The organism is Arthrobacter sp. 147(2020) (assembly GCF_013116715.1).
Lineage (GTDB): Bacteria > Actinomycetota > Actinomycetes > Actinomycetales > Micrococcaceae > Arthrobacter_D.
On sequence record NZ_JABFOM010000008.1, the window covers coordinates 22,194 to 45,664 of the forward strand.

26 protein-coding genes and 1 pseudogene are annotated in these 23,471 nt (G+C 65.6%); 16 read left to right on the top strand and 11 right to left on the bottom strand.

Annotation, left to right across the window (positions count from 1 at the left end; translation table 11 throughout):
* The first annotated feature begins 164 nt into the window (after positions 1 to 164).
* A complete protein-coding gene (locus HMI58_RS07810) occupies positions 165 to 845 on the top strand; it encodes a redox-sensing transcriptional repressor Rex (RefSeq protein ID WP_171585927.1) in 681 nt (226 codons plus the stop codon).
* Between the two features lie 30 nt (positions 846 to 875).
* On the opposite strand, the gene HMI58_RS07815 is transcribed toward HMI58_RS07810, so the two are convergent.
* Entirely contained in the window at positions 876 to 1,514 is a 639-nt protein-coding gene (locus tag HMI58_RS07815) for a hypothetical protein (RefSeq protein WP_171618779.1), read from the bottom strand.
* A 145-nt stretch (positions 1,515 to 1,659) separates the two neighbouring features.
* Positions 1,660 to 2,208: a YceI family protein gene (locus HMI58_RS07820; RefSeq protein WP_171585787.1), complete on the bottom strand. Its 549-nt coding sequence runs from the start codon at positions 2,206 to 2,208 to the stop codon at positions 1,660 to 1,662.
* Between the two features lie 184 nt (positions 2,209 to 2,392).
* On the opposite strand from HMI58_RS07820, the gene HMI58_RS07825 reads away from it, so the two are divergent.
* From HMI58_RS07825 to ccsB, 5 genes are all read left to right on the top strand, one after another.
* Entirely contained in the window at positions 2,393 to 3,070 is a 678-nt protein-coding gene (locus HMI58_RS07825) for a histidine phosphatase family protein (protein WP_171618781.1), read from the top strand.
* A 37-nt stretch (positions 3,071 to 3,107) separates the two neighbouring features.
* Positions 3,108 to 3,722, top strand: coding sequence for a TlpA disulfide reductase family protein (locus HMI58_RS07830; protein ID WP_318779162.1), 615 nt, complete (start codon positions 3,108 to 3,110; stop codon positions 3,720 to 3,722).
* A 100-nt stretch (positions 3,723 to 3,822) separates the two neighbouring features.
* On the top strand, positions 3,823 to 4,536 hold the full coding sequence (locus HMI58_RS07835; RefSeq protein WP_171585928.1) for a cytochrome c biogenesis protein CcdA: 714 nt from the start codon (positions 3,823 to 3,825) through the stop codon (positions 4,534 to 4,536).
* 32 nt (positions 4,537 to 4,568) lie between these two features.
* A complete protein-coding gene (locus HMI58_RS07840; protein ID WP_171618783.1) occupies positions 4,569 to 6,272 on the top strand; it encodes a cytochrome c biogenesis protein ResB in 1,704 nt (567 codons plus the stop codon).
* Positions 6,272 to 7,297 (top strand): c-type cytochrome biogenesis protein CcsB, encoded by a 1,026-nt coding sequence (ccsB, locus tag HMI58_RS07845; protein ID WP_171585795.1) that lies wholly within the window; start codon positions 6,272 to 6,274, stop codon positions 7,295 to 7,297. The genes HMI58_RS07840 and ccsB overlap by 1 nt, the downstream gene beginning before the upstream one ends.
* A 77-nt stretch (positions 7,298 to 7,374) precedes the next feature.
* Here ccsB and HMI58_RS07850 read toward each other — a convergent pair whose 3' ends face one another.
* Positions 7,375 to 7,788 (bottom strand): PLD nuclease N-terminal domain-containing protein, encoded by a 414-nt coding sequence (locus HMI58_RS07850; RefSeq protein WP_171585797.1) that lies wholly within the window; start codon positions 7,786 to 7,788, stop codon positions 7,375 to 7,377.
* Between the two features lie 30 nt (positions 7,789 to 7,818).
* Here HMI58_RS07850 and HMI58_RS07855 point away from each other — a divergent pair, with 30 nt between their 5' ends.
* Entirely contained in the window at positions 7,819 to 8,115 is a 297-nt protein-coding gene (locus HMI58_RS07855; protein WP_171618785.1) for a DUF4229 domain-containing protein, read from the top strand.
* A 25-nt stretch (positions 8,116 to 8,140) separates the two neighbouring features.
* On the opposite strand, the gene HMI58_RS07860 is transcribed toward HMI58_RS07855, so the two are convergent.
* Genes HMI58_RS07860 through HMI58_RS07870 form a run of 3 tightly spaced genes read right to left on the bottom strand, consistent with a single transcriptional unit; the run spans position 8,141 to position 11,148 of the window.
* Positions 8,141 to 9,028, bottom strand: coding sequence for a 1,4-dihydroxy-2-naphthoate polyprenyltransferase (locus HMI58_RS07860; RefSeq protein WP_171585801.1), 888 nt, complete (start codon positions 9,026 to 9,028; stop codon positions 8,141 to 8,143).
* A gap of 29 nt (positions 9,029 to 9,057) precedes the next feature.
* Positions 9,058 to 10,191: an AMP-binding protein gene (locus tag HMI58_RS07865; RefSeq protein ID WP_171618787.1), complete on the bottom strand. Its 1,134-nt coding sequence runs from the start codon at positions 10,189 to 10,191 to the stop codon at positions 9,058 to 9,060.
* Between the two features lie 6 nt (positions 10,192 to 10,197).
* The gene (locus tag HMI58_RS07870; protein ID WP_171618789.1) at positions 10,198 to 11,148 is read right to left on the bottom strand and encodes a 1,4-dihydroxy-2-naphthoyl-CoA synthase; all 951 of its coding nucleotides are present in this window, start codon (positions 11,146 to 11,148) and stop codon (positions 10,198 to 10,200) included.
* Between the two features lie 159 nt (positions 11,149 to 11,307).
* On the opposite strand from HMI58_RS07870, the gene HMI58_RS07875 reads away from it, so the two are divergent.
* Positions 11,308 to 11,733, top strand: a complete 426-nt coding sequence (locus tag HMI58_RS07875; RefSeq protein WP_171618791.1) for a hypothetical protein — start codon at positions 11,308 to 11,310, stop codon at positions 11,731 to 11,733.
* Position 11,734: 1 nt separating this feature from the next.
* Here HMI58_RS07875 and HMI58_RS07880 read toward each other — a convergent pair whose 3' ends face one another.
* Entirely contained in the window at positions 11,735 to 12,172 is a 438-nt protein-coding gene (locus HMI58_RS07880; RefSeq protein WP_171618793.1) for a VOC family protein, read from the bottom strand.
* A 111-nt stretch (positions 12,173 to 12,283) separates the two neighbouring features.
* Here HMI58_RS07880 and HMI58_RS07885 point away from each other — a divergent pair, with 111 nt between their 5' ends.
* Positions 12,284 to 13,111 (top strand): alpha/beta hydrolase, encoded by an 828-nt coding sequence (locus HMI58_RS07885; protein WP_171618795.1) that lies wholly within the window; start codon positions 12,284 to 12,286, stop codon positions 13,109 to 13,111.
* A 28-nt stretch (positions 13,112 to 13,139) separates the two neighbouring features.
* Here the strand turns inward: HMI58_RS07885 and HMI58_RS07890 are convergent, their stop codons facing one another.
* On the bottom strand, positions 13,140 to 13,607 hold the full coding sequence (locus HMI58_RS07890; RefSeq protein WP_171618797.1) for an SRPBCC family protein: 468 nt from the start codon (positions 13,605 to 13,607) through the stop codon (positions 13,140 to 13,142).
* A 280-nt stretch (positions 13,608 to 13,887) separates the two neighbouring features.
* Here HMI58_RS07890 and HMI58_RS14825 point away from each other — a divergent pair.
* The 5 genes and pseudogenes from HMI58_RS14825 to HMI58_RS07910 form a co-directional block, all read left to right on the top strand.
* Positions 13,888 to 14,060 (top strand): annotated as a pseudogene (locus HMI58_RS14825) (metal ABC transporter ATP-binding protein); the annotation flags it as partial.
* 63 nt (positions 14,061 to 14,123) lie between these two features.
* A complete protein-coding gene (locus HMI58_RS14830; RefSeq protein WP_318779161.1) occupies positions 14,124 to 15,563 on the top strand; it encodes an ATP-binding cassette domain-containing protein in 1,440 nt (479 codons plus the stop codon).
* Positions 15,564 to 15,727: 164 nt separating this feature from the next.
* Positions 15,728 to 16,936, top strand: a complete 1,209-nt coding sequence (locus HMI58_RS07900) for a thiolase family protein (protein WP_171618799.1) — start codon at positions 15,728 to 15,730, stop codon at positions 16,934 to 16,936.
* Entirely contained in the window at positions 16,936 to 17,679 is a 744-nt protein-coding gene (locus tag HMI58_RS07905; RefSeq protein ID WP_171618801.1) for an enoyl-CoA hydratase/isomerase family protein, read from the top strand. The genes HMI58_RS07900 and HMI58_RS07905 overlap by 1 nt, the downstream gene beginning before the upstream one ends.
* Positions 17,676 to 18,539, top strand: coding sequence for a 3-hydroxyacyl-CoA dehydrogenase family protein (locus HMI58_RS07910; RefSeq protein ID WP_171618803.1), 864 nt, complete (start codon positions 17,676 to 17,678; stop codon positions 18,537 to 18,539). The genes HMI58_RS07905 and HMI58_RS07910 overlap by 4 nt, the downstream gene beginning before the upstream one ends.
* A 6-nt stretch (positions 18,540 to 18,545) precedes the next feature.
* Here the strand turns inward: HMI58_RS07910 and HMI58_RS07915 are convergent, their stop codons facing one another.
* Positions 18,546 to 19,460, bottom strand: coding sequence for a hypothetical protein (locus HMI58_RS07915; RefSeq protein ID WP_171618805.1), 915 nt, complete (start codon positions 19,458 to 19,460; stop codon positions 18,546 to 18,548).
* Positions 19,457 to 20,371 carry a hypothetical protein gene (locus tag HMI58_RS07920; RefSeq protein WP_171618807.1) on the bottom strand — a complete coding sequence of 305 codons (915 nt, stop codon included), beginning with the start codon at positions 20,369 to 20,371 and terminating at the stop codon, positions 19,457 to 19,459. The genes HMI58_RS07915 and HMI58_RS07920 overlap by 4 nt, the downstream gene beginning before the upstream one ends.
* 182 nt (positions 20,372 to 20,553) lie before the next feature.
* Between HMI58_RS07920 and HMI58_RS07925 the strand changes: the two genes are divergently transcribed.
* Entirely contained in the window at positions 20,554 to 21,678 is a 1,125-nt protein-coding gene (locus tag HMI58_RS07925; protein WP_225667964.1) for a class I SAM-dependent methyltransferase, read from the top strand.
* Between the two features lie 61 nt (positions 21,679 to 21,739).
* Here HMI58_RS07925 and HMI58_RS07930 read toward each other — a convergent pair whose 3' ends face one another.
* On the bottom strand, positions 21,740 to 22,618 hold the full coding sequence (locus HMI58_RS07930) for an SGNH/GDSL hydrolase family protein (protein WP_171618809.1): 879 nt from the start codon (positions 22,616 to 22,618) through the stop codon (positions 21,740 to 21,742).
* A gap of 85 nt (positions 22,619 to 22,703) precedes the next feature.
* On the opposite strand from HMI58_RS07930, the gene HMI58_RS07935 reads away from it, so the two are divergent.
* Entirely contained in the window at positions 22,704 to 23,453 is a 750-nt protein-coding gene (locus HMI58_RS07935) for a tyrosine-protein phosphatase (RefSeq protein ID WP_171618811.1), read from the top strand.
* The last annotated feature ends 18 nt before the right edge of the window (positions 23,454 to 23,471 follow it).

Below are 23,471 nucleotides of genomic sequence, written 5' to 3' on the forward strand. Positions count from 1 at the left end.
TCGGGCAACGCCGGCTTTGTGCGGTCCCCTCTGCACCCTAAAGTGGAGTTACCCACGGCGCCGGCTGGTCCGGCGTTGTGCAACCCTGCCGCCTGACGGCTGGTGGATAGCAAACGGAGCGATGGAAAGTGACGACGCCGGAAGTACCCGAGCTGCGACTGTCGATGGGCGGCAGCGCCGCGCGCCAGATCCCCAGCGCCTCCCTGACGCGCCTGACCATCTATCTGCGCGCTCTGAATTCCTTCCTGGCGGAAGGCACCGAACGGGTGTCATCCGACCGCCTGGCGGAGGCTGCCGGCGTCAACTCCCCGATCCTGCGCAAGGACCTGTCGTACCTCGGCTCCTACGGCACGCGGGGTGTCGGTTACGACGTGCAATACCTGAACCGGCAGATCTCGGCGGCTCTCGGCCTGACCCATGACTGGCGGGTAGCGATCCTGGGGGCGGGCAACCTGGGCCGGGCACTCGCCGGCTACTCCGGGTTTGAATCCCGGGGATTCGAAATTGTTTCTCTCTTTGACGCCGACCAGCTGGTGGTCGGAGCCGAGGTGGGCTGGCTGCGGGTCAGCCCGGTGGCCGACCTGGAGCAGGTGCTGGAACGGACCCGCGCCAATATGGCGGTCCTTGCCGTGCCTGCGGCGGTGGCGCAGGCGCTGTGTGACAGGTTGGTCGCTGCAGGGATCACCAGCATCCTGAGTTTTGCCCCGGTGGTGCTGCAGGTGCCGGACGGGGTTCAGCTGCGGAAGGTCGACATGGCTACCGAGCTGCAAATACTTGCCTATCACGCACAACGGGCGCAGGAGCCAGAGATAACTGATGACTCCCGCGCCCGTTCAGCCCAGTAGGTCCAGCGTTCGGCTCGCGCTCGTGCCCGCCTAGTACTGGCTGGGGGCGGTCTGCTTCTCGAAGTACGGCCGGGCCGGTTTCAGGAAGGTCATCACGACGCCGGCGATGCCGAGCAGCAACCCAAGGAGGCCCAGAATGGTCTCCAGCGGCCCCGGTGTAACCATCTCCTGGCCCTGCATCAGGTCGCTGCCCTCAAGCATCGACGCCGACATCAGGCCGAACAGGTACATCAGCACTGACAGCACCGCCAGCACCGCCGCTGTGATTCTCGCCCAGTTGTGACCCTTGCGGATGAAGATCGCCAGCAGAATGTAGACGCCGGTCACGATCGCGGCGAAGACCAAGCCAATTGCAGTGGCAACGTCAGCGCCGGGACCCTGAACCGGAGTGGTCACCGTGCTGAGGATGGTAGAGATCAAGCTGACCACACCCGCAGCAATGATCAGCCAAAAAGCCCGCTCCACTTCCTTGGGAGCCGGGCCCTTCTCCGTCATCGCGACCTGGCTCATGTTCCCCGGGTAGTTGTAATTGGCGGGCGGTGTGTTGGGCGACCCATACGGTGACGAGGTGGGGCCCGCCGGGTTCTGGCCGGGGGTGGGCTGCCCCGCCGAGGGATCGCGCGGACTCTGGCCCTGGCCGTAGTTGGGGTCGTTGGGAGGTGTGCTCATTGCCGTTTCCTCTTCACTTGAGACTGACTGGTGCAGACCCTGTGGGGTCCCAAATCCAACCCTAGCGCGGAGGATTGAGCGTCGGCAGGATTAAACGCCAGTGGCTGCCCTTCCCCTGGGGGAAGGGCAGCCACTGAGGGGATGCTTACGCTGCTGGTGCTACGAACGCTGCATCGAGGTTGATGGTGACCTTATCGCCGACCAGGACGCCGCCTGCTTCGAGGGCTGCGTTCCAGGTGAGGCCGAAGTCCTTGCGGGAGATCACGGTCTGGCCGGAGAAGCCGGCGCGGGTTGCACCGAAGGGATCAACCGCAACGCCATTGAACTCGGTCTCGAAGACCACGGGAAGGGTGGTGTCGCGGATGGTCAGGTTGCCTGAGAGCTTGTAGGTCTCGCCGGAACCGTCGATGGACGTGGACTCAAAAGTCATCTCGGGGAAACGCTCGACGTCGAAGAAGTCCTCGCCACGCACGTGGGCGTCGCGGTTCTCGTCGTTCGAGTTGAAGGATGCGGTCTTGATGGTCGCGGTGACCTTGGAGTCGCTCAAAGAGGAGCCTACGTGCAGGGCTGCATCGACGGTGTCGAAGTTGCCGCGCACCTTGCTGATGCCAGCGTGCCGCACGGTGAAGCCGACCTCGCTGTGCGAGCCATCGAGGGTCCAGATGCCGTTGTTCAGTCCGGTGGGAATTGCCATGGTAGTTCTCCTGATTGTGGTGCCGTCTAGGTGATGTGCTGTCGCTGCCGGGAGGCCGCTACTCATAATAAGCATGCATTTGCATTGATTATTCCCCAAGTTACTTGAATCTTCAAATAAACGGTTCCCGAGTCCGCTCGGGCGCGGATTTAGAGGCATGAGCGAACTCTGAGAAACTAGAGGTATGTCCCTAGCTACCGTTCACCTCGTGCGCCACGGTGAGGTCCATAATCCCGAGCGCGTCCTCTACGGGCGGTTACCCGAATTCCACCTCTCCGAGCTGGGCCACGAGATGGCAGCCCGGGTGGCCGGCCATTTCGCGCAAAGCGCCGCCGACGGTGCGAACATTGTGCAACTCGTTGCCTCACCGCTGACGCGTGCCCAGGAAACCGCCGCCCCGATCGCCGAACGCCTTGGCCTGGAGATGAGGACGGATGGACGTGTGATCGAGGCATTCAGCCGTTTCGAGGGCATGTCGCAGGTGGTCCAACAGCTGAAGAATCCCCGCTACTGGCCACTTCTCGCGAACCCCTTCCGTCCGTCCTGGGGTGAACCGTACCGCCAGCAGGTCGCGCGGATGATGTCGGCCGTTGAGGACGCGCGGCGCAGTGCGGTCACGCTGGCAGAAGCTGCCGGAATGTCCGGCCCGGCCGAGGTGATCGTGGTCAGCCACCAACTGCCGATCTGGGTCTCCCGCCTGGCCGCTGAGAATCGCCGGCTCTGGCATGACCCCCGTGACCGCGAGTGCACCCTGACCTCGATCACGTCACTGGATTTCGATGGCGGGCGCCTGGCCGGAGTGCGCTACCAGGAGCCGTGCGCTGACCTCCTGCCCGGTGCGGCAAACCTGCCGGGAGCATAATAGTATTACTACACGTTGTAGAACTGTGGAAGAAGCTGTGAAAAACTCTGACCGATCCGCTGGGCGCCTGAAAAAACTCGGTGCCGCGCTGGCTCTTGGGCTGGCCGCCTCACTCGCCCTTTCAGCGTGCGCCGCCGACGACCCCCTCGCGCAGCAAGCCGCCGTCGGTGACAACAAAAACTACATTGCAGGCGACGGATCGGTGACCGAATACGCTGCCAGCGACCGCGGCGAGCCGCTCGCCATCACCGGCACTGAGTACGGCGGGGCCACGGTCGACTCAGCGGACTGGGCGGGCCAGGTCACTGTGGTGAACTTCTGGTACGCGGCTTGTGCGCCCTGCCGCGAGGAAGCTCCGGACCTGGTGGCGCTGCACGACGAATACGCGTCGGCCGGGGCCCAGTTCTATGGAGTCAACATCCGCGATACGCAGAGCACCGCGGAGGCCTTCGAGCGCAGCTTCGAGATTCCCTATCCCAGCCTGGACGACCAGAACGGAGGGGTGCTGCTGGCAATGACCAGCTACGTCCCCCCACAGGCAGTCCCCACCACGCTGGTGATCGACAAGGAAGGCCGTGTCTCAGCACGGATCCTCGGGTTGGCCGACAAGAGCACGCTGGCCGCTCTCATCGACGCCGCGCTGGCCGAGTAAGAGACAAGTGACTTTTCAGCTGCACCTCAGTGCCGCCGTCGGGAGTTCAGTGCCGACGGCGACCTCCAACGCGTTCGCCGACACCGTGCTGAACGGGTCGATGCTCCTGGCGCTTCCGGTGGCGCTGCTGGCCGGTCTCGTGTCGTTCGCCTCACCGTGCGTCCTGCCACTCGTCCCCGGCTACCTGGGCTACGTCACGGGGCTGACGGGCGTCGACCTGGAACAGCAAAAGCGTGGCCGGATGCTCACCGGGATTGCCCTGTTTGTGCTCGGGTTCTCGGTGGTCTTCATGGCCTACGGCGCCTTGTTCGGCCAGCTTGGTGCCTGGATGGTGGGGTCCGAAAGCTGGCTGATCCCGGTGATGGGCGTGGTGGTCGTGCTGATGGGGCTGATCTTCATGGGCGGCTTCTCCTGGTTCCAGACCGAGAAAAAGCTCCACACCAAAGTGCCTACCGGGCTCTGGGGTGCACCGCTGCTGGGGTTGACCTTCGGGCTGGGCTGGGCGCCCTGCATCGGCCCCACCCTCTCCGCGGTGCAGCTCCTCGCCTTCTCAAGCGACGATGCCAGCGCCGCGAAGGGCGCCGCCCTCACGTTCGTGTACTGCCTTGGGCTGGGCCTGCCGTTCCTGCTGATTGCGCTTGGTGTACGGCGCGGCATGGGTGCCATGGCGTTCTTCAGGAAGCATCGCCTGGCCCTGCAACGGTTCGGGGGCGGAATGCTGGTGGTGGTTGGCCTGCTGATGGCAACCGGCGTCTGGGCGCTTTGGATCAATGAACTGCAGAACTGGCTCGGCGGGGTGACCCTTCCCATCTAATGACTTCTGACCACTATGAAAGGGGGCAGACAATGACCCCCGACACTCCAGACGGCGGCAAACCCGACGTTGCTCTCCCGGCCCTCGGCCTCTTTGGCAGCCTGCGGTGGGGCTGGACCCAGCTCACCAGCATGCGCACTGCACTGTTCCTGCTGCTCCTGCTTGCCGTCGCCGCGGTTCCCGGATCGTTGTTCCCGCAGCGTCCGGCCAACCCGGCAGTGGTCACCCAGTACATCCAGGACAACCCCGACACCGGGCCGATCCTCGACTGGTTCCAGCTGTTCGATGTCTACTCGTCGGTCTGGTTCTCGGCGATCTACCTATTGCTCTTCGTGTCCCTGATCGGCTGCGTCATCCCGCGGGCTCTTGCCCACGGTCGGGCCATGAAATCGAAGCCACCCCGGACACCCCGGAAGCTCTCGAGGATGCCGATCTACGGCACACTGGTCCTTCCCGCGTCGACGCAGTCCGGCGGCTCGCCGATCACCGCTGCGTCAGCAGCCGCCGACGCAGCCGCGATGCTGAAGAAGCGCGGTTACCGGGTGGACCTGCGGGACACTGACTCCGCGCAGCCCTCAGTTGGCGCGGAACGCGGTTTCCTCAAGGAAGTCGGCAACCTGGTATTCCACTTCTCACTCATCGGTGTGCTCGTTTCGGTGGCAGTCGGCGGTCTCTTCGGATACAGCGGGCAGAAAATCATCGTGGAGGGCGACAGCTTCGTCAATACTCTCGTGGGCTACGACACGTTCACCCCCGGCGCCAACTTCACCGCCGGCCAGCTGGAACCCTACTCATTGCGTCTCGATAACTTCGACGTGCAGTTCGACCGCCAGGAAACCCACTACGGGCAGCCACTCGACTTCACCGCCAACGTCACCACCAAGGACGGCCCGGACGCCGAGGAAGAGGAACAGGTGCTGAAGGTGAACTCTCCGCTGAACATCGGCGGCACCGGCATCTACCTGGTGGGCAATGGCTACGCGCCCGTGGTCACGGTCCGCGACGGCAACGGCGACATCGCCATGCAGGGCCCCGTGGTGACCATCCCGCAGGACGGCCTTTTCACCTCCCTCATCGTGATCAAGGCACCGGACGCCGCACCCGATCAGCTGGGGTTCGTCGGATTCTTCCTTCCGACAGCATTCGTGGGCGAGGACGGCGTCGCCTTCTCCCGTGATCCTGACCCGTTCAATCCCCAGCTGAACCTGAACTCCTACTACGGTGACCTCGGCCTTGACGACGGCGAGCCGCGCAGCGTCTACGTCCTCGACACCGAGGACCTGACCGAGCTCAACAGCCGGACCAGCGACGAGGGCGGTATTGTCCTGGGCGCCGGCCAGACCTACGATCTCCCCGACGGTAAGGGTTCTATCTCCTTCGACGGGCTGGACCGCTACATCGCCGTCGACATCCGCCACGATCCCGGGCAACTGGGCGCCCTCGTGTTCTCCTCCCTCGCGTTGGCTGGGCTGACGGCGTCCCTCTTTATCGGACGTCGGCGGGTCTGGGTGCGAACCGGCACCCACGCCGACGGCCGCACCATGGTCGAGTACGGGCTCCTCGCCCGCGGCGAGGACCATCGGCTGACCGGAGAGGGAGCCGCCATCGAGAAGGCGCTCCGAACCCAGTGGCTGGTGGACGAACCGGTTGAGGAGCAAAATGAAAGACCTGGCGCACCAGGTAGCACGACCTTCGAACACGCGTCACACCAGGCAGGAAACGGTAAGGAAAGCTAATGCCACCAATCAGCCAGACCCTCGGGGAGTTCAGTGAGCGCTTCATGCTGCTCGCTGCCCTCACCTACACGGTCGCCTTCATTGTCTTCACGCTCGACCTTGTGAAGAGCAGCAAGCGAATCCGTGCGGTGGAGGAGAACCTCGCCGCGTCCCAGCAGGCCGAGCAGCGGGTTCTGGTGGGAGCCGACATGACAGGTGGTTCCTCGCCCCGCGGCGGCGCTGCCCGTCTCGCTGCCGACACCACTGCCGATGATTCGATGGATTATTCCGGCCGGCGGAAACTGGCGCGCATCGCCGTCGTCCTCACCGTCGTCGCGGCACTGATCCACGCGGCCGGGGTGATTTCCCGCGGACTGGCCACCAACCGCGTCCCGTGGGGCAACATGTACGAGTTCTGCACCACGGGCGCCCTGGTAGTGGTGGTTGTCTTCCTCCTCGCTCTGATTCGCAAGGACCTCCGGTTCCTCGGCACATTTGTTGTCGGGCTGACCCTGGTGATGCTCTGTGCTGCGACGATCGGCTTCTTCACGCCGGCAGGCAACGTGGTGCCCGCTCTGCAGAGCTACTGGCTGATCATCCACGTCTCGGTGGCGGTAGCGGCCTCGGCGCTGTTTACTCTGACCTTTGCCATGTCGGTCCTGCAGCTCATCCAGACGAGCCGGGTCCGCAAGCTTGCCGCAGGCGGTGTGGACCGCACCCCGTTCATGCGGCTGGTTCCGTCAGCGCTAAGTCTGGAGAACCTCTCCTACCGGATCAACGCCTTTGCCTTCGTGATGTGGACCTTCACCCTGATGGCCGGCGCTATCTGGGCTGAGGAGGCCTGGGGCCGTTACTGGGGCTGGGACGTGAAGGAGGTCTGGACCTTCGTCATCTGGGTTGTCTTCGCCGGGTACCTTCACGCCCGGGCCACCCGCGGCTGGACTGGCACCCGCGCCGCGTGGCTGTGCATCATCGGTTACCTGTGCATCGTGTTCAACTTCACGATCGTGAACATCTACTTCTCAGGCCTGCACAGCTACGCCTAGCGAGCGGCTGACCAGACGAAAAAGTGCAGCCACCCTACGGGGTGGCTGCACTTTTTCGTTTCGAGTGGTCGATGGGATCAGGCGGTCTGGCCGCCGGGCTCGGGGTCGGTTTCCCCATCCTTCTTCTGCTGATCCTCGCGTGCCTTCTTCTCCTGGGCGGCGCGCAGCTCTTGTTCCTTGCGCCGGAGTTCCTTCTCGCGGGCCTGCTGCCGACGCTTCGCCTCAAGGTTTCGCAGGAACTGGGGATCGTCGTCCGGCGCGGTGGGATGCCGGGGAGCGGGGCGGGCGCGGCCGCGGGTCCCGCTGGGCCGGGGGCGGCCGAAGAGGAACCACAGTCCCGCACCGAGAAGCGGTACCAGGGCGATGGTGAGGATCCAGGCGGGTTTGGAGATGCTGCGCACCGAGTGCGCCTTGGTCATGATGCAGTCGATCAGTGCGTAGACGATAACGGCAACTGCAACGAGGATGAGAAACAACAACAGGCGAGGCATCTATCAATTGTAGGCGAGTAAACTTGATGAGTGCCCTTCTTCAAATTCACTGCCCTCCGCCTCGGCCTCGTCGTGGTGTTCTTCGTTATTGCCTACTGGCTGGGCCTCGGCGCCATCTTCTCGGCGGTCGCGGCGGCGATCCTTGCCTGGTGCGTGACCTACCTGTTTTTCCGCTCCCAGCGGGATGCGGCCGCAGCCTCCCTGCAGCGCCGGTTCAGGGACGGGGCGCCGCCGCAGCGCAACCTTGCCGAGCTCGACGACGCCGCCGCTGAGGACGTGTACGACCCCAACGCAGCGGTGAACGCGGACCGCAAACCCCGCCCCTGAGCTACGCCGGTCCATTGGACCGGCGTCAGGACCCCATGACAGTCGTCAGAATCAGGCCGGCACCGTAGAGGACACTGAATCCGAGGTTGATCAGACCGGTCTGCTTGAGCACTGGAATGAGGCTGCTGCGTTGCTCGCCCTTGAGCATCAGCCAGCTCGGCATCAGGCAGGCCGGGACGAGCAGCAGCACCAGCAGCACCCACGGGTAGTCGGAGACCAGGAACAGGGGCAGCAGCAGTGCGACGGCGAGCATCATCACGTAGGTGATCCGAGCTGCGGTGTCACCGAGTCGGACGGCCAGGGTGATTTTCCCCGCCTCACGGTCGGTCGGGATGTCCCGGACGTTGTTCGCCATCAGGAGCGCCATCGCAATGATGCCGGTGCTGACTGCGCCGATCCAGGCCGCAGCGCTCAGCTGCCCTGCCTGCGTGTAAGTGGTGCCCAGCGTCGCGACCAGTCCGAAGAAGACGAACACAAAAACATCGCCCAGGCCCAGATATCCGTACGGGTTCCTGCCACCGGTGTAGCCCCAAGCGGCCGCGATACAGCCCACTCCCACGAGTAGCAGGAACCAGGCCTGGGACAGCAGAACCAACCCGGCGCCCGCGACCATCGCCAGTGCAAAGCACGCGAAGGCCGCCCGTTTCACTTGTTCCGGCCGGGCAGCACCGGATCCTGTCAGGCGCAGCGGGCCGACGCGGTCCGCGTCGGTGCCCCTGACGCCGTCGGAGTAGTCGTTGGCGTAGTTGACGCCAATCTGCAGCAGGATGGCGACGAGCGCCGCCAGGGCAGCGTTGACGGGTTTGAAGGCACCAAGGTCGAACGCGGCGGCACAACCCACGATCACCGGCGCGATAGCCATCGGGAGGGTTCGTGGGCGGGCGCCCTCAAGCCATTGTGCGGCAGTAGCCACGATGTTGTCCTTTGCGTTGGAAGGGAGGTTTAGGCGCCGGCGCGTTCGAGCAGGGCCTGTACGGCGAGCCGGTCGGGTTTGCCGTTGGGCAATACCGGCAGCGAAGCGAGGGTGAGGATGGTGCGCGGTGCGGCGTGGGGGCCGAGGGCAGCCTTCGCGTGCTGGCGCACCTCGTCGGGGCTCACCTGGCCGACGACGGCGGCCGCCACCTCCGAGCCCCACTCGGCGCTTCCAATACCCAATACCAGAGCCGTCTCCACGCCGGCCATCGACTCGATGGCGGAGGCGACAGCCGTGGCCGACACCTTGACGCCCCCAGTGACGATCACGTCGTCGATCCGGCCCGAGACCGACAGTTTCCCATTGCTGAACTCACCAATGTCATCGGTCCTGAACCAGCGGCGGCCCGAGTTGAACCTGAACCGGTCGGCGCTGAGTTCGGCCTGGCCCAGGTAACCGTCCGCCAGGACGGGACCACTGATCCACAACCGGCCGTCCTCGTTGATCAGGTCGACCCCGTCCAGCGGGACGCCGTCGTAGACGCAGCCGCCGCAGGTCTCGCTCATCCCGTAGGTGAGCACCAGCTTCAGCCCTTGCCGGTGTGCCTCCTCACGGAGGGCCGCCGATGCTGGGGCGCCGCCCAGAAGAATCGCGTTGAACCGGCGTAACGCCTGGAGTGTTTCCGGACGGGGATTCTGGAGCAGCCGGTGCAGTTGCGTGGGTACCAGGGAGGTGAAGCGGACCTTGTCGGTGAGTTCGCCGGCGGCCGCGGTGAACGCGTCGGCGCTGAACGGCGCTGCCAGATCCATGGCCCAGGGGCGGGTGCCGGCGTACAGCGACCGGACCAGGACCTGGAAACCCGCCACATAGTGCACGGGAAGAGTGAGAAGCCACTGGCCCTCCGCCTTTAGCGCCAGGGCCGTGCCCATCGCCGAGGCGGCCAGCGCGTCGACGCTGAGCATGGTTTGCTTGGGCGTCCCGGTGGAGCCCGAGGTGCTGAGGACGGCGGCTATCTCGTCGTTGGGCAGCTCACCATCGAAGGTCTGGCCCTGCTCCACATGCGGGGCAATGGCAGGGCCCTCCCCGGCGAGGGCGGCAGCCAGCGGAGTGAGGAGGGCATGGGGGTCGGATCCGGGCGGGGTATGAAGGGGGAGCAGTTCCATGGCGGCCTAGAAGTAGTAGGGGTAGGCGGACCAATCGGGTGCCCGTTTTTCCAGGAAGGCTTCCTTGCCTTCGACCGCCTCGTTGGTCATGTAGGCCATCCGCGTGGCTTCCCCGGCGAACACCTGCTGGCCGGCGAGGCCGTCGTCGGCCAGGTTAAAGGCGAACTTCAGCATCCTGATGGCCTGGGGGCTCTGCCGGGCGATGTCAGCGGCGTACTGCAGCGCAGTGGTCTCCAGCTCCGCGTGGTCCACCGCCTCGTTCACGGCGCCCGTGGCGACCATTTCGTCGGCCGAGTATTCGCGGGCCAGGAAGAAGATCTCGCGGGCCTTCTTCTGGCCGATCTGGCGGGCCAGCAGGGCAGACCCGTAACCGGCGTCGAAACTGCCCACCGTGGCATCAGTTTGTTTGAACTTGCCGTGTTCGCGGGACGCGATCGTCAGGTCCGCCACCACGTGCAGGCTGTGCCCGCCGCCGGCGGCCCACCCGTTAACGACGGCGATGACGACCTTGGGCATAGTGCGCATCAGGCGCTGCACCTCCAGGATATGGAGCCGGCCCGCACGGGCAGGATCGACGCTCTCGCTGGTCTCGCCGTCGGCGTAGCGGTAGCCGTCGCGGCCACGGATCCGCTGGTCACCACCGGAGCAGAAGGAATGACCGCCGTCCTTGGGTGACGGGCCATTGCCAGTGAGCAGGACAGTGGCGACGTCGGAGGTCATCCGGGCATGATCCATGGTCCGGTACAGCTCATCGACCGTCCCGGGACGAAACGCGTTGCGGACCTCGGGCCGGTTGAAGGCAATCCTGACGGTCGGGAGATCCCGTACCTGCCCCTCAGCGGTCCGCTCGACCTGCCGGTGGTAGGTGATGTCCTCCAGGTCCCCAAACCCGGAGACGAGTCGCCAGCGGGCAGGGTCGAAGAGGTCTGAAACCTGTGGGGGAAGGTCGATAGTCACCCATCGAGTGTAACTTCGCGGCGCGCCCTTGGCGTGATCAGGGCCGCCTGCTGCGATCCGCTGGGTAAGGAACCTGGAGCGCTGGCGGTTTTCTTCGGGGTTTGGTTAGCTGACGCCTGGGAGCTGGCCATCGGGGACAGCCGACATCAAGGGGGAGTCATGAAACTCATCAAATACCTGGCCATCGGAGCTGCTTCATCCGCGCTCGGGCTCGCTTCAGCGGTGCCGGCACTTGCTGCCCCCGACGAGATCGTGTTCGTTCCCTTTGATGAGGCTACGGTGATCGACCCGAACACTGTCACCTTCGTGACCGGGGGCCTGATCGACGCCACTGGAAACAATCTGTGCGCCGTCAACCCCGGTTCCATCGTGTTCCCGGATGGAACCTACCCGTGCTTCATTGATTTTGCGTCGCCCACGCCGGACCCCGCCCCGCAGGTAGGTCAGCTGCCGGTGGGTGGGGTCGACACCGGGGTGTCCACGCCGCCCCTCCTGCCACCGGAGACCGCCACGATCGCGGCCGTCTCCGCTGGCGCCGTCAGCCTCGTAGCAGCGCTTGTGGTGTTGCGCAGGCGGGTCGAATAGGTCAGCCGATGCAGAACTCGTTGCCCTCGGGGTCGGCCATCGTGTACCAGACGTGGGGACCCTGATTCGCCTGGTACAGGAACCGTGCACCCCGTCCCTCAAGCTGGGACCGGAGCAGGTCCTTGTCATCGCCGTCGAGGTTGATGTCCAGATGGCAGCGGTTCTTGACGGTTTTCGGTTCGGGAACCGGCTGAAACAGCATGCGCAACCGGCCAGGGCTACCTTCCTCGCCGGGACGGCAGATCGCTGCGCCGTCCCGCCACACCCGCACCCCGTTGTGCACCACGAGGTCGTCAGGTTGGGCCCACCCCTTGGCCAGCACGTCGTCGATAAAGGCTTGGTCAGTGGGTTCCACCACCCAGCCGAGCGTTTCCGCCCACCAGTCCGCCTGCTGGTGGGTGTCTTTGCAGTCGAGGGAGATCTGAATGTTGTAGGTCATGCACCGACAGTAGGGAATCACCGCTGCGGCAAACCAGCCGATAGCGGACAGTAACGGTCCGCAGAGCAGGCCGCTCTTGACAGCAGTTTCCGGCTCGGACACGTTAGCCACATGACGTCGGCACCCGTGACACATCTCCTTGCCCGGCCCGCGCAGGGCCGGATTGCCTACGATGTGCAGGGCTCAGGCCCCCTGCTGCTCCTCGTCCCGGGAATGGGGGATCTGCGCTCGACCTACCGTTTCATTTCCCCCGCACTGGTGGCCGCCGGATACACAGTGGTCACCACCGATCTGCGGGGACATGGGGACAGCAACACCGCCTTCGAGAGCTACGGAGACAATGAGACGGCCAGTGACATTGAGGCGCTGATCCGTGAACGGGGTGTGCCCGCCACCATCGTGGGCAACTCGATGGCTGCGGGTGCAGCAGTTCTGGTCGCGGCCCAACATCCCGGGTTGGTGAGTCGGCTGGTGCTTATCGGCCCCTTTGTCCGGGAGGCTGCGATCAGCAGGGTCGGGAAGCGGTTCTTCCGTCTTCTGATGGCCCGTCCGTGGGCGGCAGCTGCCTGGAAGGCATATCTGCCCACGCTGTACGCGGGTAGGAAGCCGGTGGACTTTGCCGAGTATCGCCAACGGGTCGTCGAGAGCCTGAAGCGGCCGGGCTACGCCCGAGCCTTCAGCCTGACTACACGCACCGATCATGTGGACGCCGGCAACAGCGTGGGTTCGGTCACCGCACCCACCCTCGTGGTGATGGGGGAGAAAGACCCCGACTTCAAGGACCCGAAGGCTGAGGCCGATTGGGTCTCACAAGCCCTGAACGGAGCTACCGTTATGGTTCCCGAAGCGGGGCACTATCCGCAGTCCCAGCAACCAGAGCTCACCGCCGCCGCGATCCTGCAGTTCCTTGATGCGCCGGCAGGGGCCGGACAGCCCTAGGGAAGCACCGACGCGGTCCCCTGATATGTCACTGTTCGCCAGCAGGGCGGCTGTCGGGCGGCGTCACGCTTCGATGGTCTCTTTCGGCGAGCCGCCGGAGTTCGCGGAGTTGCTTGCGCATCATCACCAGGTCTCCCCAGGCGAGGGCGCTCTGGCGAAGGCCATCCAGGGGACCGGTGGGCAGCGGCACCGGCAGCCTCACGACCAGCCGTGAACTACTCCCGACGGGCTCCACCAGGTACTCGATAATCAGCCGGCCGAAGATGCGTTCCGCGCGGGCGGAGCTGAACCGGAGGGTGAACGACCGCGCCGGATCAACCGACACCACTGTGAAGATCCGCATGACTGTGTCCCCTGGGCGAAGGTCGATCAGCGCCGGATCGAGAACCTGCGGACTGCGATGGCCCCAGTTGTCGATCAGGTCGTAGCTATACGGGGCCCGGCGAAGCTGCGTTGTCCAGGCGAACACCAGATCGGGGGAGCTGGCAACGTCCACAGCGCGAACCCAGCACTGCCGCGAGGCGGCACTGCCGCGAGGCGGCACCGCTGGCGAGGGCCCCTGACACACGCGCTGGGCTGGGGTCAATCCAGAGCCAGGGTAATGCGGAGGTGATCATCTCCCTATCGTCCCGGACTTCCGCTGATGCCGCGAGTACCGGACGACGGCGTCGTCAGGGACAACGAGTTGACTGGCCCACCGTGCCGGGGCACGCTAGGGGCATGTGGAACTAGCCGTGCACCCGCCCGTCCCGTGGTGCCAACCGTGTGCCATGACAATGACGCGCCGTCCCACCGCCACCCCTTCCACAGTGCGAGGAACCCCCGTGAGCGAACACGTAGAGCTATCCGAGGTATCCCATGGCTACGGCGATCGCCTGCTGCTGGATCACGTCAACCTGAGCATCGGCCGCGGAGAGCGCGTCGCGGTGGTCGGTGAGAACGGTGCCGGGAAGTCCACTCTCCTGCGGCTCATCGCGGGGCTGGAGCCCCCCCCGACGGCGGGCAGGTCTCCGTGCACGGGGCGGTCGGGTACCTGCCGCAGACTCTGGACCATGCGCCGACCGACACGGTGCAGACAGTCATCGATACGGCGCTGGCCAGGATCCGCGCCATCGAGGCTGAGCTGCGGACCCGGGAGGCGGCACTGGCCGTCGCCGATTCCGGAGAGCTGGAGCGCTATGGCGCAGCCCAGTCCGCCTACGACCTCCATGATGGCTACGTCGTCGATTCACGTGTCGATGCTGCCCTCAGCCAGCTCCGGCTGGGGGGTCTGCAGCGGGACCGTACCCTCGACACGCTGTCCGGAGGGGAACAGGAACGGCTGGCGCTGGCTTGCCTGCTCGCGGATCCCGCCGCCATCCTGCTGCTGGATGAACCGACCAACCATCTCGACGACGACGCCGTGGCCTGGCTGGAACGCGAACTCGCCGCCCATCGGGGCGCCGTCGTCGCGATCTCCCATGACCGTTCGTTCCTCCGGACTTTCGCCACGACAATCATCGAGGTCGACGGCGACCGGCGGGAGCTGCGCCGCTACGGCGACGGGTACAACGGGTATCTGCTGGCCAAGGCCGCCGAGCGGCGCCGCTGGGAACAGGAGTACCAGCAGTGGATGGACGCCAAGGAAACCGAACGGGCCAAGGCCGCAGCGGTCGAGGGCCGGATGGGTTACGGCAGGCGACGTGACCGGGACAAGATGGGCTACGACTTCAAGCAGGGAACGGTCCAGGAAGCCATCACCAGCCAGAAACGCAACGCTCTGGAACGCCTGCGCCGGCTCCAGGAACACCCGGTGGACCGGCCGCCGAAGCCACTGACGCTCTCGGCGCAGTTCGGAGGCCAGTCCCTCACAGGTACTGTGCTCGAACTGGACAATGCAGCAGTAGCGGACCGACTCGCCGTGGAGACCCTGGCTGTCGGGGCGGGGAATAACCTTTTGGTCACCGGACCCAACGGCGCGGGCAAAACCACGTTGCTCGATGTGATGGCCGGGGTGTGTCCCGTGGACCGGGGTACCCTCGTGCAGCGCGGACGACTGGGGTACCTTCCCCAGGAACTGCGTCCACCCCGGAAACCGTCGATGCGTCTGCTGCCGGCCTTCGCCTCGGGGCTCGTGGGGGATCTGGAGGAGCATGCGGATCGTCTGCTGAACCTTGGCCTGTTCCGCACAGCCGACCTCCTGGTCCCGGTGGGATCCTTGTCCGCCGGGCAATACCGGAGGCTCGCGCTGGCCCGCCTGCTGGTGGGACGCTATGACGTCATCCTGTTCGATGAGCCGACGAACCATTTGGCGCCGGTCCTGGTGGGGGAACTTGAGGAGGCCCTGGCCGGCTACGGAGGGACCCTGGTGATCGCCAGCCACGACCGCGAGCTGCGCCGGTGGTTCTCGACTCTCCCGGCGGGGCGCGAGTTGCGCCTGGAGGCCGGGCAGGTGGTCGGGTCGCCCCGCTAGGCTCTGGTCGCTTAGGAAAGTGCAGCACCTGCAGGCGAGCGGTGCCGCATCAGCGCACGTGCAGGGGAGCCACTTTCCTGGGCACGTCTGTAATATAGAACGAACGGTCAGTAATTGAGCTGCCCGAAGGACTAACCTAATCGCTGATGATTCTGGAGGCAGGCATGGCCGAGGCATTTCTGGTCGGCGGGGTTCGCACCCCGGTAGGACGCTACGGCGGGGCCCTTTCAGGAGTCCGGCCTGACGATCTGGCGGCACTGGCGATCCGCGAAGCCCTAGCCCGCGCGGGAATCGACCCCGGGGAAATCGACGAGGTGATCCTCGGCAACGCCAACGGAGCCGGTGAGGAGAACCGCAACGTCGCTCGAATGGCGTCACTGCTCGCCGGTTTGCCGGATACGGTTCCCGGCATCACCGTCAACAGGCTCTGCGCGTCTGGCCTGTCAGCGATCATCATGGCCTCCCACATGATCAAGTCCGGGGCGGCAGATATCGTCGTCGCGGGTGGGGTGGAATCCATGAGCCGTGCCCCCTGGGTGATGGAGAAGCCCGCCAAGGCCTTCGCCAAGCCGGGCGATGTCTTCGATACCTCCATCGGGTGGCGCTTCACCAACCCGATCTTCGCGGCGCAGGACAAGACCACCTACTCCATGCCGGAAACGGCCGAAGAGCTGGCCTCGGTCGACGGGATCACCCGCGACGAAGCCGATGCCTTCGCCCTGCGGTCCCACCAGCGCGCGCTCGCCGCCATCGAAGCGGGCCACTTCCGTGACGAGATCGTGCCGGTGCCGACCCGTGCGGGCAAACGCGAGATCACCGTCGACACCGACGAGGGGCCCCGCGCCGACACCACCCTGGACGTTCTCGCAGGCCTCCGGCCGGTCGTCAGGCGCGACGGCGTGGTGACAGCCGGTAACTCCAGCTCCCTGAACGACGGCGCCTCCGCCGTCGTCGTCGCTTCGGAAGCGGCAGTCAACCGGCTGGGACTCGCCGCCCGCGCCCGCATCCTTGATGGCGCATCGGCGGGCGTGCCGCCAGCGATCATGGGCATCGGCCCGGTCCCCGCCACCCAGAAGGTGCTCCAGCGCACCGGCCTGGGCATCGGTGACCTCAGCGCCGTCGAACTCAACGAAGCCTTCGCCACCCAGTCGATCGCCTGCATCCGCCGGCTGGGCCTCGACGAGGAGTTGGTAAACCGGGATGGCGGGGCGATTGCCCTCGGCCATCCCCTGGGCTCCTCCGGGTCCCGCCTCGCGATCACCCTGCTGGGTCGCCTTGAACGTGAGGCACGCGGCGAGGGCCGCGCGATCGGACTGGCCACCATGTGCGTCGGCGTGGGGCAGGGCACGGCAATGCTGCTGGAGCGCGTCTAGTGGACGGGTTCAGCACCCTCAAGGTGAGCGACGACGGCGACCGACTCACCGTCCAGCTACACCGGCCGGAGGTCCGCAACGCCATCGACCAGGTCATGGTCGATGAGCTCCATGAAGTCTGCGATCTCCTGGAGAAGCAGCCCCGCGTCCTGATCCTGGCCGGGGGCAACGGCGTGTTTGCGTCAGGAGCCGACATTGCCCAACTGCGCGAGCGACGCCGGGACGATGCCCTCGCCGGCATCAACTCCACCCTGTTCGCCCGGATCGCCCGGTTGCCCATGCCCGTGATCGCGGCCCTCGACGGGTACGCGCTTGGGGGAGGCGCCGAGCTCGCCTACGCAGCCGATTTCAGGATTGGTACGCCCAGCCTGAAGATTGGCAACCCTGAGACCGGCCTGGGTATCCTCGCCGCTGCCGGAGCCACCTGGCGGCTCCGTGAACTCGTCGGCGAGCCGCTTGCCAAGGAGATCCTGCTCGCGGGCCGGATCCTGGGAGCCGACGAAGCGCTCGGCGTCCGGCTCATCACCGAGATCCACGAGCCGGACGCCTTACTCCCTGCCGCGAACGCGCTCGCCGACCGGATCGGACGACAGGATCCCCTGGCCGTCCGGATCACCAAGTCCGTATTCCATGCCCCGCCCGAAGCCCACCCGGTTATCGACCAGTTGGCCCAGGGAATATTGTTCGAATCCGAGGCGAAGTTCGACCGGATGCAGGCGTTCCTCGACAGGAAAAAGAAATGACCACATCGATTGAAATCCCTGAGACGGTCGGCGTCCTGGGCGGCGGTCGGATGGGGGCGGGCATCGCCCACGCGTTCTGCACCGCGGGCGCGACGGTAGTCGTCGTCGAACGCGACGGCGACGCCGCCGAAGCAGCCCTCCAACGCATCCTGGACGCGCTCGGCAAGAGCGTGCAGCGCGGGACAACCACTGAGTCCCTCGACAGTCTTTCGGCGCGGGTGTCCGTCTCCGTTGACTACGCCGCGTTCGAGGCCTGCGGGTTGGTAGTTGAGGCGGTTCCTGAGGACGCCGGACTGAAGGCAACGGCCCTGACGGCCGTGGAGGACCGGTTGACTCCCACCGCGTGGCTGGCCACCAACACCTCGTCCCTGTCCGTCAGCGGACTGGCCGAGAAGCTGCAGCGCCCCGATCGCTTCTGCGGCCTGCACTTCTTCAACCCGGTGCCCGCCTCAACGCTGATCGAGGTGGTCCTGGCTCGGCAGACATCGGACGAGCTGGCCGCCGCAGCCCGGGGCTGGGTGGAGCAGCTCGGGAAAACCCCGGTGGTGGTCAACGACGCGCCGGGTTTTGCGAGCTCGCGGCTGGGTGTCGCGATTGCCCTGGAAGCGATAAGGATGGTCGAGGATGGAGTCGCCTCGGCCGAGGACATCGACACCGCGATGGTGTTGGGCTACAAACACCCGGTCGGTCCGCTGCGGACCACCGACCTCGTGGGGCTCGACGTGCGGCTCGGCATCGCCGAATACCTGGAGTCGACGCTGGGGGAGCGGTTCGCCCCGCCGCAGTTGCTCAGGGACAAGGTGGCCCGCGGAGAGCTGGGCCGAAAATCGGGCAAGGGCTTCTTCGACTGGACTGGGTAGGTCGGGTCAGTCGTTGAGCGTCTGAGTCTCGGGCGCCCGATACCTGGGGCTGGCAGCCGCTTCCAGCTGCCAGCGCCACGGGGTGCTGACCTTCGCGTTGGCAGCTGCCCTCCGGGAGATCCGCCGCTCACGCACCAGGCGCTGCACGGCGTTCCGCCACTTCTGCTCCAGTTCCAGCCGGTCCTGGGGGTGGTGGCGGAGCAAGGTTTCGAGGCGGTCAACGGCTTCCCGTTTAGCCCCGTGGATTGCCGCCCTGTAGTCGCCCTCCATCGTTTTCCGTCCCCTCGCCGGTGACCAATGCCGGGCCGAGGCGTACCCCTTGGCGGCAAGAGCAAGAAGCATCACGGCAACCACCAGATTGGAAACCAGCCACGGGGTCCAGCCCGCTTCGGCAGCATCTTCACGGAAGGTGGAGAGGTATCCGCCGTACGCCAAACCGACGGCGATAAACGCCACCTGCAGGAGGCTGAACCCGGCCAGCTGACGGGTCAGGTCCTTGATCGAGGCCCGGGGGAGCAGCAGGGCGACGATAATGACCGCGACAGCGACATAACCAGAATTGGTGCTCCACGTCAGCATGCTTCCCAGGTCGCTGGTGCGGTTGAATCTGGTGGGCAGCAGAACGAAGGCGACACTTGCCACAGCGAAGAACACCAGACTGTGGACACTTGCCACAAGAAGGTCACGTCCAGTCCATCCGCCCCAGCCAGGCCGAAGGGGGGTAGCCGTGGCGACCCGCTCATAATCCCGGCGGGCATCCTGCGTTGCCGACAGCAGGTCCTGCCTGATCCGTTCGACGCCCGGCGCAACCACCGGATGCTGGTCCAGTGTCTGCTCCGCCAGGGTTTGCAGCCGATCAAGGTCCTGGTCGCTGCCAGCGAGGACATTCCTTGCCGGTGCTTTGGGATCGCGGTACTTCATCGCTGGCTCTCCTGCTCCTCCGGGACCTCGTAATCGGGCTCGGCGACGAGTTCGAGCTGCCAGCGCCATGCAGTGGTGCGGCTGGCGTGGGCGGCAGCGTTCTTGGAGATCTGCCTCTTGCGCGATGCTGTCTTCACAGCGCTCTGCCACTCATGGTCCACGGCTTTCTTTTCCTGGGGATTCCCGTTCATCAGGGTTTCGAGCCGGTCGATGGCTCCACGCTTGACGCCGTGGATTGCAGTGAAGTAGTCCCGATCCACGTCCTGGGGTTCCAGCTCCACAGGCTCCTCACGGGACGCAGCGAAGCCCTTGGCGGTGAGCGCCAGGAGCAGCACTGCAGCCACCAGATTGGCGATCAGCCACGGCGTCCAGTTCGCCTCCGCAGCATCGACATCAGTCCTCGACCGGTTGAGACCCACGGCGACGCCGACAGCGACGATCAACACCTCAGCTCCATAGAGCTGCCAGGACTGCCGTCGATAGGTTTTATCCCCTGGTGCCGGAAGCAGCAGGCCGAGGATCACCAAGACGATAGTGATGTAGGCACCGACTGTGCTGAACTGGACTAGGTAGGGTAAGTCCAGGTTAAAGCTTTGCCTTGGCGGCAGCAGGACAAAGCCTGCGAAGCCCGCCGCCAGAAAGGTAAGCGCCTGGATGATCACTGCGAAGATCGCTAGCCCGGACCAGCGTGTGGCCCTCCGGGGCGCGGGAGCCTCGACGATCGACTGATCCACCACCTGGCGCGCCTCAGCCGTTTCAGCGAGCAGGTCCATCTTGATCTGCTCGACGCCGCCAGCTACCGCTGGGTGCTTGTCCAGGGCTTCCTGGGACATGGCCTGGATCCGGTACAGGTCACGTTCGCTGCCCGCCAGGACGTTTTTGGATTCAGTGGTGCGTGCGCGGTACTTCATGGTTGGCCTTTGGGGCTCGAGAGATGAAGGGGGAAAGCGGGCCATAACGAGACCCTTTGGTTTCCCACATGCTACAGCGAACGCCTTGCCAGCGAACGCAAGTTGGGCCATAGTGGCAATCCACTGACGGCTCAGGTTGAGGAGCCGTCACACCCGGTGAGGTGTTTTAAGGGAGGCACCCTTTGAGCGAGGCCAGCCAACAATCACAGGATCACGAGCACACCACTCCTACTGCAGAGACGATGGCCCAGCGTGTGCTCGATGCCTCCCTGGGCATGGTCGACGCGCTCGCCATCCATCTGGGCGACCGCCTGGGATGGTACCGGCAGTTGCGGGATGGTGGGCCCGCGACCGCCGCCGAGCTGGCCCAGCGATCCGGCACGAACGAGCGGTACACCCGGGAATGGTTGGAGCAGCAGGCAGTTACCGGGATCCTCGCCGTTGCCCCCGGGCCGGTGGACGGCGTCGACGCCGCGGCGCGTGAGCGGCGGTTCTCCATCCCCCCGGGTGCGGCGGAGGTGCTCACCGATGAGGGAAGTCTGAACTACCTTGCCCCGCTGGCCCGGATGTTTGCTGGGGCCGCAGTGCAACTCCCATCCCTGCTCCACGCCTATCGGACCGGAGGCGGCGTGGGGTGGTCAGACTTTGGTGCTGACGCCCGGGAGTCGCAGGCCGACATGAACCGCCCCTGGTTCGAGTCGGTCCTGCCGGGCGCGTTGGAGGGGATCGAGCACCTGGATGCGCAGTTGCGCCGACCCGGCGCCCGGATAGCCGATGTGGGCGCCGGAGGGGGGTGGTCGAGCATCGCCCTGGCCCGCACCTATCCGAACGCCACGGTGGAGGGATTCGACGTCGACCCTGCGTCAGTGAAACTGGCGACCGCCAATGCCGCGCACGCGGGTGTGCAGGACCGGGTCATCTTCTGGGAGGCGGACGCCAAGGTGATCCCCGCGGCGTCGTACGACGCCGTGTTCGCCTTCGAATGCATCCACGACCTGCCCCACCCGGTGGAAGTCCTCGCCGCGGCCCGGCAGGCCCTCGCCCCGCACGGAACGGTGATTGTCATGGACGAGGCCGTCGCAGACACCTTCACCGCACCGGGAGATGAACTGGAGCGGCTGATGTACGGGTTCAGCCTGCTTATCTGCCTGCCCGACGGCATGTCACACCCACTCAGCACCGCCACCGGGACGGTGATGCGCCCCGACGTCCTGCACGCGTATGCGGTGGCGGCCGGGTTCTCCGACATCAGGACGCTGCCGATCGAGAAATTCGGATTCTGGCGGTTCTACGAGCTGCTCCGTTAGACGGGTTCCACGCAACGCCCGGTTCCGATCAGCCCACAGTCTTGTCAGCGGTGCGGCCCGTTCAGCGCCACAGGGTGGACAGGTTGACCGTGCTGCGGACCGCCTTGAAATAGCCCTGCTCATACCCCCTGGCAGTCGGGTGCAGGTCGTCGATAGCGGTAAACCCGGTGTAGGTGATCCACGGGTCCCTGGTCCCGATGCCGTGCCCCTTGAACTTCTTTACCACGTCCACGTACTGCAGTCGGTTGGTTTTGGCGTTGTGCCGGATGACCTGGTTGAGCGCATCGGTGCCGTTATTGAACAACCGTTGCGCCTCGGTGCTGAGCAGTACTTCGGATCCCGATCGTGGTGAGAACAGGTGTGGGTAGCCGGTGACAACAATCCGCGCTTTCGGTGCGGCGGCGCGGAGGTCGCCATACAGTTCATCCAGCGCGGCAGCGAGCGTGGTCTGGGCCTGGAGTGTGCGGGAGTTGATCACCTGCTCGCAGACGGCGAGCGGTTGAGTGGCGCACGCACCGACTACCGAGCCGAAATCGAGATCGTTGCCTCCGGCGGACACGGTGACCAGGTCGGTGCCCTTTCCGATCAACCCGGCGCCGACGAGTTGCTCCAGCTGCTCGGGAAGGTCAGGTATGGCGTCGGTGCGGTCGGCGGTCGCCTTCGCCCCGCTGCAGGAGGCGTTGAAGGTCAGCTCGATTCCCCGTCGCTCATCGAGGAGACCCGGCAGTCCCAGCGGGGATTGCCCGCAGGCATTGACGTAGGATCCTGCGCCGAATCCGGCGGCATAGGAGTCGCCCAGTGCAACATAGTCGGCGGGTCCCCGGTGCCGGTCGGGGACGGTGGCTGAGGCGGGGCCGGCGACGGTGCCGGCGACCAGCCCAAACGCGAGAAGTGTGGCGGCGGTGCCGCGTCCCAGCAGGGACCTTAGGGGAGTTTTCATGGGTTCAAGGTACTCCTGCGGAGGCTTCCTGGATATGGGGGGCGGAAAGATCCGCCGCCGGACCGCCACTTGTTAGGGTGTGGACATGATCTCGCACCCAGACCAGGCAGCTGACGCTGCCAGCCCGGGCGTCGTCGGGTGGGACGGAGCGGTCAACGCCCGCGATCTCGGCGGCCTGGGCGGCCTCATCCAACCGCGTCGGATCTACCGGATGGGCCGCCACGAGTGGATCACCGCTGACGGTTGGCAGCAGGCGCACGACGACGGGGTCCGCACCGTCGTCGACCTCCGGAATCCCGGAGAGTACGGTCGGCGGGAGAACGACCCGGCGGTTGCCGAGGAAGCGCTGGGCCGTTTCTCGATCGTCAACTGTCCCACCGAGGACCAGTCCGACGCCGAGTTCATGGAGCTGGTGGGCCCGTACCTGAGCTCGCCGAAGTACTACCTGGAGAACCTGCGGCGCTGGCCGGAAAAGATCGTCGCGGTGGTGCGGGCGGTGATCAACGCGCCCGACGGTGGGGTCGTGGTCCACTGCTCGGCTGGCCGCGATCGCACCGGCCTCGTGATGACGGTGATGCTGGCCGCCGCGGGAGTGCCCACCGATGAGATTGTCCAGGACTACGCCAGGGGTGTCCGGGGGATCAACGAGTTCCATTCGACTCAGGAGACGCCTCGAGAGATACCTCTGTCCGAAACCGAGCTGGCGGAGCGTGTTGACCTGTCGGTAGCGCATCTGCGGGAGCTGTTGGACGATTTCGACGCCGAGCGGTATCTGCTGGATGCGGGCCTCACCGCCGCGGAACTGGCAGGGTTACGGGCCCGGCTGACCGGCTAGCCTGTCCGTCTAAATCAG

Excerpts from the sequence above, each read along its gene's own strand:
- HMI58_RS07810 (WP_171585927.1), top strand. The coding sequence starts at position 165 with ATGGGCGGCAGCGCCGCGCGCCAGATCCCCAGCGCCTCCCTGACGCGC.
- HMI58_RS07815 (WP_171618779.1), bottom strand. The coding sequence starts at position 1,514 with ATGAGCACACCTCCCAACGACCCCAACTACGGCCAGGGCCAGAGTCCG.
- HMI58_RS07820 (WP_171585787.1), bottom strand. The coding sequence starts at position 2,208 with ATGGCAATTCCCACCGGACTGAACAACGGCATCTGGACCCTCGATGGC.
- HMI58_RS07825 (WP_171618781.1), top strand. The coding sequence starts at position 2,393 with ATGTCCCTAGCTACCGTTCACCTCGTGCGCCACGGTGAGGTCCATAAT.
- HMI58_RS07835 (WP_171585928.1), top strand. The coding sequence starts at position 3,823 with ATGCTCCTGGCGCTTCCGGTGGCGCTGCTGGCCGGTCTCGTGTCGTTC.
- HMI58_RS07840 (WP_171618783.1), top strand. The coding sequence starts at position 4,569 with ATGACCCCCGACACTCCAGACGGCGGCAAACCCGACGTTGCTCTCCCG.
- ccsB (WP_171585795.1), top strand. The coding sequence starts at position 6,272 with ATGCCACCAATCAGCCAGACCCTCGGGGAGTTCAGTGAGCGCTTCATG.
- HMI58_RS07850 (WP_171585797.1), bottom strand. The coding sequence starts at position 7,788 with ATGCCTCGCCTGTTGTTGTTTCTCATCCTCGTTGCAGTTGCCGTTATC.
- HMI58_RS07865 (WP_171618787.1), bottom strand. The coding sequence starts at position 10,191 with ATGGAACTGCTCCCCCTTCATACCCCGCCCGGATCCGACCCCCATGCC.
- HMI58_RS07875 (WP_171618791.1), top strand. The coding sequence starts at position 11,308 with ATGAAACTCATCAAATACCTGGCCATCGGAGCTGCTTCATCCGCGCTC.
- HMI58_RS07880 (WP_171618793.1), bottom strand. The coding sequence starts at position 12,172 with ATGACCTACAACATTCAGATCTCCCTCGACTGCAAAGACACCCACCAG.
- HMI58_RS07885 (WP_171618795.1), top strand. The coding sequence starts at position 12,284 with ATGACGTCGGCACCCGTGACACATCTCCTTGCCCGGCCCGCGCAGGGC.
- HMI58_RS07900 (WP_171618799.1), top strand. The coding sequence starts at position 15,728 with ATGGCCGAGGCATTTCTGGTCGGCGGGGTTCGCACCCCGGTAGGACGC.
- HMI58_RS07910 (WP_171618803.1), top strand. The coding sequence starts at position 17,676 with ATGACCACATCGATTGAAATCCCTGAGACGGTCGGCGTCCTGGGCGGC.
- HMI58_RS07915 (WP_171618805.1), bottom strand. The coding sequence starts at position 19,460 with ATGAAGTACCGCGATCCCAAAGCACCGGCAAGGAATGTCCTCGCTGGC.
- HMI58_RS07920 (WP_171618807.1), bottom strand. The coding sequence starts at position 20,371 with ATGAAGTACCGCGCACGCACCACTGAATCCAAAAACGTCCTGGCGGGC.
- HMI58_RS07930 (WP_171618809.1), bottom strand. The coding sequence starts at position 22,618 with ATGAAAACTCCCCTAAGGTCCCTGCTGGGACGCGGCACCGCCGCCACA.
- HMI58_RS07935 (WP_171618811.1), top strand. The coding sequence starts at position 22,704 with ATGATCTCGCACCCAGACCAGGCAGCTGACGCTGCCAGCCCGGGCGTC.